The following is an 8,216-nucleotide window of genomic DNA, read 5'->3' as shown; positions in this document are numbered from 1 at the left end:
GACAACATCAAGATGGTTGTGACTCTGATCCACCCAATCGCGATGGACGACGGTCTGCGTTTCGCAATCCGTGAAGGTGGCCGTACCGTTGGCGCGGGCGTGGTTGCTAAAGTTCTCGGCTAATTGCTGATAACATTTGACGCAATGCGCAATAAAAGGGCATCATTTGATGCCCTTTTTGCACGCTTTCACGTCAGAACCTGGCTCATCAGTGATTATTTTTGTCATAATCATTGCTGAGACAGGCTCTGCAGAGAGCGTATAATTCGAAAAGCGAATTAGCATTTCGATTTGGTTTGCCTCGCAATCGCGGGGTGAAAATGTTTGTAGAATACTTCTGACAGGTTGGTTTATGAGTGCGAATACCGAAGCTCAAGGGAGCGGGCGCGGCCTGGAAGCGATGAAATGGGTAGTGGTAGCCGTTCTGCTGATCGTAGCGATTGTCGGTAACTACCTTTATCGTGACATTATGCTGCCGCTACGCGCGCTTGCAGTGGTAATTCTGATTGCTGCAGCGGGTGGTGTCGCGCTGTTGACGACGAAAGGCAAAGCGACTGTCGCTTTTGCTCGCGAAGCGCGTACCGAAGTCCGCAAGGTAATTTGGCCGACTCGCCAGGAAACATTGCACACCACGCTGATCGTAGCGGCGGTTACCGCTGTAATGTCACTGATCCTGTGGGGACTGGATGGTATTCTGGTTCGCCTGGTATCCTTTATCACTGGCCTGAGGTTCTGAGATGTCTGAAGCCCCTAAAAAGCGCTGGTACGTCGTTCAGGCGTTTTCCGGTTTTGAAGGCCGCGTAGCAACGTCGCTGCGTGAGCATATCAAATTACACAACATGGAAGAGTTATTTGGCGAAGTTATGGTTCCGACCGAAGAAGTGGTTGAGATCCGTGGCGGCCAACGTCGCAAAAGCGAGCGTAAATTCTTCCCGGGTTACGTGCTGGTTCAGATGGTTATGAACGACGCGAGCTGGCACCTTGTGCGCAGCGTACCGCGTGTGATGGGCTTTATCGGCGGCACGTCTGACCGTCCGGCGCCAATCAGCGACAAAGAAGTTGATGCGATTATGAACCGCCTGCAGCAGGTGGGTGATAAGCCGCGTCCGAAAACGCTGTTTGAACCGGGTGAAATGGTTCGTGTTAATGACGGTCCGTTTGCTGACTTTAACGGCGTCGTTGAAGAAGTGGACTACGAGAAGTCCCGCCTGAAAGTGTCTGTTTCTATCTTCGGTCGTGCGACCCCAGTAGAGCTGGACTTCGCTCAGGTCGAAAAAGCCTAAGCAGCGATCAAAAAAGCGACGATTTAATCGTTGCACAGGGCGCGAGATTGGAATACAATTTCGCGCCTTTTGTTTTTATGGGTTAAGGCCCGTAAAACGAATTTTATTCACGGGGAGCCTCACTGAGGCGTTATCACCCAATCAGAGGATTTTAGAATGGCTAAGAAAGTACAAGCCTACGTCAAGCTGCAGGTTGCAGCGGGTATGGCGAACCCAAGTCCACCAGTTGGTCCAGCTCTGGGTCAGCAGGGTGTGAACATCATGGAATTCTGTAAAGCGTTCAACGCCAAAACTGAATCCCTGGAAAAAGGTCTGCCAATCCCAGTTGTTATCACTGTTTACGCTGACCGTTCTTTCACTTTCGTTACCAAAACCCCTCCAGCAGCTGTTCTGCTGAAGAAAGCGGCTGGTATCAAGTCTGGTTCCGGTAAGCCGAACAAAGACAAAGTGGGTAAAATTTCCCGCGCTCAGCTGCAGGAAATCGCGCAGACCAAAGCTGCCGACATGACTGGTGCCGACATTGAAGCGATGACTCGCTCAATCGAAGGTACTGCACGTTCCATGGGCCTGGTAGTGGAGGACTAAGAAATGGCTAAACTGACCAAGCGCATGTCCGTGATCCGTGACAAAGTTGATGCGACCAAACAGTATGACATCAACGAAGCTATCGCTCTGCTGAAAGAACTGGCGACCGCTAAGTTCGTTGAAAGCGTTGACGTTGCTGTTAACCTGGGCATCGATGCTCGTAAATCTGATCAGAACGTTCGTGGCGCGACTGTACTGCCACACGGTACTGGCCGTTCCGTTCGCGTAGCTGTATTTACTCAGGGTGCAAACGCAGAAGCTGCTAAAGCTGCTGGCGCTGAACTGGTAGGTATGGAAGATCTGGCTGACCAGATCAAGAAAGGCGAAATGAACTTCGACGTTGTTATCGCATCTCCAGATGCAATGCGCGTTGTTGGCCAGCTGGGCCAGGTTCTGGGTCCACGCGGCCTGATGCCAAACCCGAAAGTGGGTACTGTAACCCCTAACGTTGCTGAAGCGGTTAAGAACGCTAAAGCAGGTCAGGTTCGTTATCGTAACGACAAAAACGGCATCATCCACACCACCATCGGTAAAGTGGACTTCGACGCTGACAAACTGAAAGAAAACCTGGAAGCTCTGCTGGTTGCGCTGAAAAAAGCAAAACCAACTCAGGCGAAAGGCGTGTACATCAAGAAAGTTAGCATCTCCACCACCATGGGTGCAGGTGTTGCAGTTGACCAGGCTGGCCTGAGCGCTGCTGCAAACTAATGCCTTTACGTGGGCGGTGATTTTGTCTACAATCTTACCCCCACGTTTGCTAACGAAAGTTAGCGGCTAAAAGAATTGTTCGTTGGAGCCTGGCCTAATCCAGGCCTCCGTCGAAGACCGCAGGTGTTTCGCAAGAGACTTAATCCCCTGCGTAGACGGTGACAGAACGCTAAGATTATTTTTGGATATTCTGGCTTGTTTCTGCTCACCGTATTAAGACGCTCTTTCCGTTGGGAAGAGTGAAGTGAGTTCCGGAACATGAGTTCCGGCAAACATCCAGGAGCAAAAGCTAATGGCTTTAAATCTTCAAGACAAACAAGCGATTGTTGCTGAAGTCAGCGAAGTAGCCAAAGGCGCGCTGTCTGCAGTAGTTGCGGATTCCCGTGGCGTAACTGTAGATAAAATGACTGAACTGCGTAAAGCAGGTCGTGAAGCTGGCGTTTACATGCGTGTTGTTCGTAACACCCTGCTGCGTCGTGCTGTTGAAGGTACCTCTTTTGAGTGCCTGAAAGACACGTTTGTTGGTCCGACCCTGATTGCATACTCTATGGAACACCCGGGCGCTGCTGCTCGTCTGTTCAAAGAGTTCGCGAAAGCGAATGCAAAATTTGAGGTCAAAGCCGCTGCCTTTGAAGGTGAGCTGATCCCGGCGTCTCAGATCGACCGCCTGGCAACTCTGCCGACCTACGAAGAAGCAATTGCACGCCTGATGGCAACCATGAAAGAAGCTTCGGCTGGCAAACTGGTTCGTACTCTGGCTGCTGTACGCGATGCGAAAGAAGCTGCTTAATCGCAGTTATCTTTATAAAGCATCTGCTTACGTATAAACTTATTCTGATATTCAGGAACAATTTAAATGTCTATCACTAAAGATCAAATCATTGAAGCAGTATCCGCTATGTCCGTAATGGACGTTGTTGAGCTGATCTCTGCAATGGAAGAAAAATTCGGTGTTTCTGCTGCTGCTGCTGTAGCTGTTGCTGCTGGTCCAGCTGCTGACGCTGCTGAAGAGAAAACTGAATTCGACGTAATTCTGAAAGCTGCTGGCGCGAACAAAGTTGCTGTAATCAAAGCTGTTCGTGGCGCTACCGGTCTGGGTCTGAAAGAAGCTAAAGACCTGGTAGAATCTGCTCCAGCTGCGCTGAAAGAAGGCGTGAGCAAAGACGACGCAGAAGCACTGAAAAAATCTCTGGAAGAAGCTGGCGCTGAAGTTGAAGTTAAATAAGCCAACTTTTCTGGTTGCAGCCTAAGTTATTAGGCTGATGGCTGGTGACTTTTTAGTCACCAGCCTTTTTGCGCTGTAAGGCCTCGGTAGCATTTCACACTGTTTGACTATCGATGTGTCTTTCAATGCTTGTTTCTATCGACGACTTAATATACTGCGACAGGGTGCTCGCTCTGTGTAAATCGCAATGAAATGGTTTAAGCGTGATAGCAACAGGTATTGCGGAAAGTATTCAATTTTCCGGTCCACAAAATGGTGTTGCACAAACTGTCCCTTCGTCGGACAGATGGGTCGACTTGTCAGCGAGCTGAGGAACCCTATGGTTTACTCCTATACCGAGAAAAAACGTATTCGTAAGGATTTTGGTAAACGTCCACAAGTTCTGGACATTCCATATCTCCTTTCTATCCAGCTTGACTCGTTCCAGAAGTTTATCGAGCAAGATCCTGAAGGGCAGTACGGTCTGGAAGCCGCCTTCCGTTCCGTGTTCCCAATTCAGAGCTACAGCGGTAACTCCGAGCTGCAGTACGTCAGCTATCGCCTTGGCGAGCCGGTGTTTGACGTTCAGGAATGTCAGATCCGTGGCGTGACCTATTCCGCACCGCTGCGCGTAAAACTGCGTCTGGTGATCTACGAGCGCGAAGCGCCAGAAGGCACCGTAAAAGACATTAAAGAACAAGAAGTCTACATGGGTGAAATTCCACTCATGACGGACAACGGTACTTTCGTTATCAACGGTACTGAGCGTGTTATCGTTTCCCAGCTGCATCGTAGCCCGGGCGTCTTCTTCGACAGCGATAAAGGTAAAACACACTCTTCCGGTAAAGTACTGTATAACGCACGCATCATTCCTTACCGTGGTTCATGGCTGGACTTCGAGTTCGATCCAAAAGACAACCTGTTTGTCCGTATCGACCGTCGTCGTAAACTGCCTGCTACCATCATTCTGCGTGCACTGAACTATACCACTGAGCAGATCCTGGACCTGTTCTTTGAGAAAGTGATCTTTGAAATCCGCGACAACAAGCTGCAGATGGAGCTGGTGCCGGAACGTCTGCGTGGTGAGACCGCGTCGTTCGACATCGAAGCCGACGGCAAAGTGTATGTGGAAAAAGGTCGCCGTATCACCGCGCGCCACATCCGCCAGCTGGAAAAAGATGATATCAAACACATCGAAGTTCCGGTTGAATACATTGCAGGAAAAGTAGCCGCGAAAGATTACGTTGATGAATCAACTGGCGAGCTGATCTGCCCGGCGAACATGGAGCTGAGCCTGGATCTGCTGGCTAAGCTGAGTCAGGCTGGTCACAAACGTATCGAAACGCTGTTCACCAACGATCTGGACCACGGTCCATATATCTCTGAGACTATTCGCGTCGACCCAACGACCGACCGTCTGAGCGCGCTGGTTGAAATCTACCGCATGATGCGTCCTGGTGAGCCACCAACTCGCGAAGCGGCTGAAAGCCTGTTCGAGAACCTGTTCTTCTCCGAAGACCGCTACGATCTGTCTGCAGTGGGTCGTATGAAGTTCAACCGTTCTCTGCTGCGTGATGAGATCGAAGGTTCCGGTATCCTGAGCAAAGACGACATCATCGAAGTGATGAAGAAGCTCATCGATATCCGTAACGGTAAAGGTGAAGTGGACGATATCGACCACCTCGGTAACCGTCGTATCCGTTCCGTAGGCGAAATGGCGGAAAACCAGTTCCGCGTTGGCCTGGTACGTGTAGAACGTGCGGTGAAAGAGCGTCTGTCTCTGGGCGATCTGGATACCCTGATGCCTCAGGATATGATCAACGCCAAGCCGATTTCTGCAGCAGTGAAAGAGTTCTTCGGTTCCAGCCAGCTGTCTCAGTTCATGGACCAGAACAACCCGCTGTCTGAGATTACGCACAAACGTCGTATCTCTGCACTCGGCCCAGGCGGTCTGACCCGTGAACGCGCAGGCTTCGAAGTTCGAGATGTACACCCGACGCACTACGGTCGCGTATGTCCAATCGAAACGCCTGAAGGTCCAAACATCGGTCTGATCAACTCCCTGTCCGTGTACGCACAGACGAACGAATACGGTTTCCTTGAGACGCCGTACCGTAAAGTGACTGACGGTGTTGTGACCGACGAAATTCATTACCTGTCTGCTATCGAAGAAGGTAACTACGTTATCGCTCAGGCGAACTCCAACCTGGATGACGAAGGCCACTTTGTAGAAGATCTGGTTACCTGCCGTAGCAAAGGCGAATCCAGCTTGTTCAGCCGCGACCAGGTTGACTACATGGACGTATCCACCCAGCAGGTGGTATCCGTCGGTGCGTCCCTGATCCCGTTCCTGGAACACGATGACGCCAACCGTGCATTGATGGGTGCGAACATGCAACGTCAGGCCGTTCCAACTCTGCGTGCTGATAAGCCGCTGGTTGGTACCGGTATGGAACGTGCTGTTGCCGTTGACTCCGGTGTTACTGCAGTTGCTAAGCGTGGCGGTACCGTACAGTACGTCGACGCATCCCGTATCGTTATCAAAGTTAACGAAGACGAGATGTATCCGGGCGAAGCGGGTATCGACATCTATAACCTGACCAAATACACCCGTTCTAACCAGAACACCTGTATCAACCAGATGCCATGTGTGTCTCTGGGTGAGCCGGTCGAGCGCGGCGACGTGCTGGCAGACGGTCCATCCACCGACCTCGGTGAACTGGCGCTCGGTCAGAACATGCGCGTAGCGTTCATGCCGTGGAACGGTTACAACTTCGAAGACTCCATCCTCGTTTCCGAGCGTGTGGTTCAGGAAGATCGTTTCACCACCATCCACATTCAGGAACTGGCATGTGTGTCCCGTGACACCAAGCTGGGGCCAGAAGAGATCACCGCTGACATCCCTAACGTGGGTGAAGCTGCGCTCTCCAAACTGGATGAATCCGGTATCGTTTACATCGGTGCGGAAGTGACTGGCGGCGATATTCTGGTTGGTAAGGTTACGCCGAAAGGTGAAACCCAGCTGACGCCAGAAGAGAAACTGCTGCGTGCAATCTTCGGTGAGAAAGCGTCTGACGTTAAAGACTCTTCTCTGCGCGTACCAAACGGTGTTTCCGGTACGGTTATCGACGTTCAGGTCTTCACCCGTGACGGCGTTGAGAAAGATAAACGTGCGCTGGAAATCGAAGAGATGCAGCTCAAACAGGCTAAGAAAGACCTGTCTGAAGAACTGCAGATCCTCGAAGCGGGTCTGTTCAGCCGTATCTATGCGGTACTGGTTGCCGGTGGCGTTGAAGCTGAGAAGCTCGACAAACTGCCACGCGATCGCTGGCTGGAACTGGGCCTGACCGACGAAGAGAAACAGAATCAGCTGGAACAGCTGGCTGAGCAGTATGACGAACTGAAACACGAGTTCGAGAAAAAACTCGAAGCGAAACGCCGCAAAATCACTCAGGGCGACGATCTGGCACCAGGCGTGCTGAAGATTGTTAAGGTGTATCTGGCTGTTAAACGTCAGATCCAGCCTGGTGATAAGATGGCAGGTCGTCACGGTAACAAGGGTGTTATCTCTAAGATCAACCCGATCGAAGATATGCCGCACGATGCTAACGGTACGCCGGTAGATATCGTACTGAACCCGCTGGGCGTACCGTCTCGTATGAACATCGGTCAGATTCTGGAAACCCACCTGGGTATGGCTGCGAAAGGTATCGGCGACAAGATTAACGCCATGCTGAAACAGCAGCAGGAAGTCGCGAAACTGCGCGAATTCATCCAGCGTGCCTACGATCTGGGTACCGATGTGCGTCAGAAAGTCGACCTGAACACCTTCAGCGATGAAGAAGTGCTGCGTCTGGCAGAGAACCTGCGCAAAGGTATGCCAATTGCAACGCCGGTATTCGACGGTGCAAAAGAAGCTGAAATCAAAGAGCTGCTGCAACTGGGTGGTCTGCCAACGTCTGGTCAGATTACGCTGTTTGACGGCCGTACCGGTGAACAGTTCGAGCGTCCGGTAACCGTAGGTTACATGTACATGCTGAAACTGAACCACCTGGTCGACGACAAGATGCACGCTCGTTCTACCGGTTCTTACAGCCTGGTTACTCAGCAGCCGCTGGGTGGTAAGGCACAGTTCGGTGGTCAGCGCTTCGGGGAGATGGAAGTGTGGGCGCTGGAAGCATACGGCGCAGCATACACCCTGCAGGAAATGCTCACCGTTAAGTCTGATGACGTGAACGGTCGTACCAAGATGTATAAGAACATCGTGGACGGCAACCATCAGATGGAGCCGGGCATGCCAGAATCCTTCAACGTACTGTTGAAAGAGATTCGTTCGCTGGGTATCAACATCGAACTGGAAGACGAGTAATTCTCGCTCAAACAGGTCACTGCTGTCGGGTTAACCCCCGACAGCAGAGTGTGCTAACTCCGACGGG

General features: G+C 51.5%; 7 protein-coding genes and 1 pseudogene. All 8 read left to right on the top strand.

Annotation, left to right across the window (positions count from 1 at the left end; all coding sequences use genetic code 11):
* Positions 1–123: pseudogene (gene tuf, locus GM298_RS22410) on the top strand (elongation factor Tu); the annotation flags it as partial.
* A gap of 229 nt (positions 124–352) precedes the next feature.
* On the top strand, positions 353–736 hold the full coding sequence (gene secE, locus GM298_RS22405; RefSeq protein ID WP_013094999.1) for a preprotein translocase subunit SecE: 384 nt from the start codon (positions 353–355) through the stop codon (positions 734–736).
* 1 nt (position 737) lies between these two features.
* Entirely contained in the window at positions 738–1,283 is a 546-nt protein-coding gene (gene nusG, locus GM298_RS22400) for a transcription termination/antitermination protein NusG (RefSeq protein WP_003862341.1), read from the top strand.
* A 156-nt stretch (positions 1,284–1,439) separates the two neighbouring features.
* On the top strand, positions 1,440–1,868 hold the full coding sequence (gene rplK, locus GM298_RS22395; RefSeq protein WP_008503452.1) for a 50S ribosomal protein L11: 429 nt from the start codon (positions 1,440–1,442) through the stop codon (positions 1,866–1,868).
* Between the two features lie 3 nt (positions 1,869–1,871).
* Positions 1,872–2,576 carry a 50S ribosomal protein L1 gene (rplA, locus tag GM298_RS22390; protein ID WP_013095000.1) on the top strand — a complete coding sequence of 235 codons (705 nt, stop codon included), beginning with the start codon at positions 1,872–1,874 and terminating at the stop codon, positions 2,574–2,576.
* Positions 2,577–2,868: 292 nt separating this feature from the next.
* Positions 2,869–3,366 (top strand): 50S ribosomal protein L10, encoded by a 498-nt coding sequence (rplJ, locus tag GM298_RS22385; RefSeq protein WP_013095001.1) that lies wholly within the window; start codon positions 2,869–2,871, stop codon positions 3,364–3,366.
* A 66-nt stretch (positions 3,367–3,432) separates the two neighbouring features.
* A complete protein-coding gene (rplL, locus tag GM298_RS22380) occupies positions 3,433–3,801 on the top strand; it encodes a 50S ribosomal protein L7/L12 (protein WP_013095002.1) in 369 nt (122 codons plus the stop codon).
* Positions 3,802–4,120: 319 nt separating this feature from the next.
* Positions 4,121–8,149: a DNA-directed RNA polymerase subunit beta gene (gene rpoB, locus GM298_RS22375; RefSeq protein WP_025759620.1), complete on the top strand. Its 4,029-nt coding sequence runs from the start codon at positions 4,121–4,123 to the stop codon at positions 8,147–8,149.
* Positions 8,150–8,216: the final 67 nt, after the last annotated feature.

Origin of the sequence: Enterobacter sp. HSTU-ASh6, from assembly GCF_026319105.1 — a bacterium.
GTDB lineage: Bacteria > Pseudomonadota > Gammaproteobacteria > Enterobacterales > Enterobacteriaceae > Enterobacter > Enterobacter sichuanensis.
The sequence above is the reverse complement of the archived record's forward strand: the minus strand, read 5'-3'. Positions and strand labels throughout refer to the sequence as shown.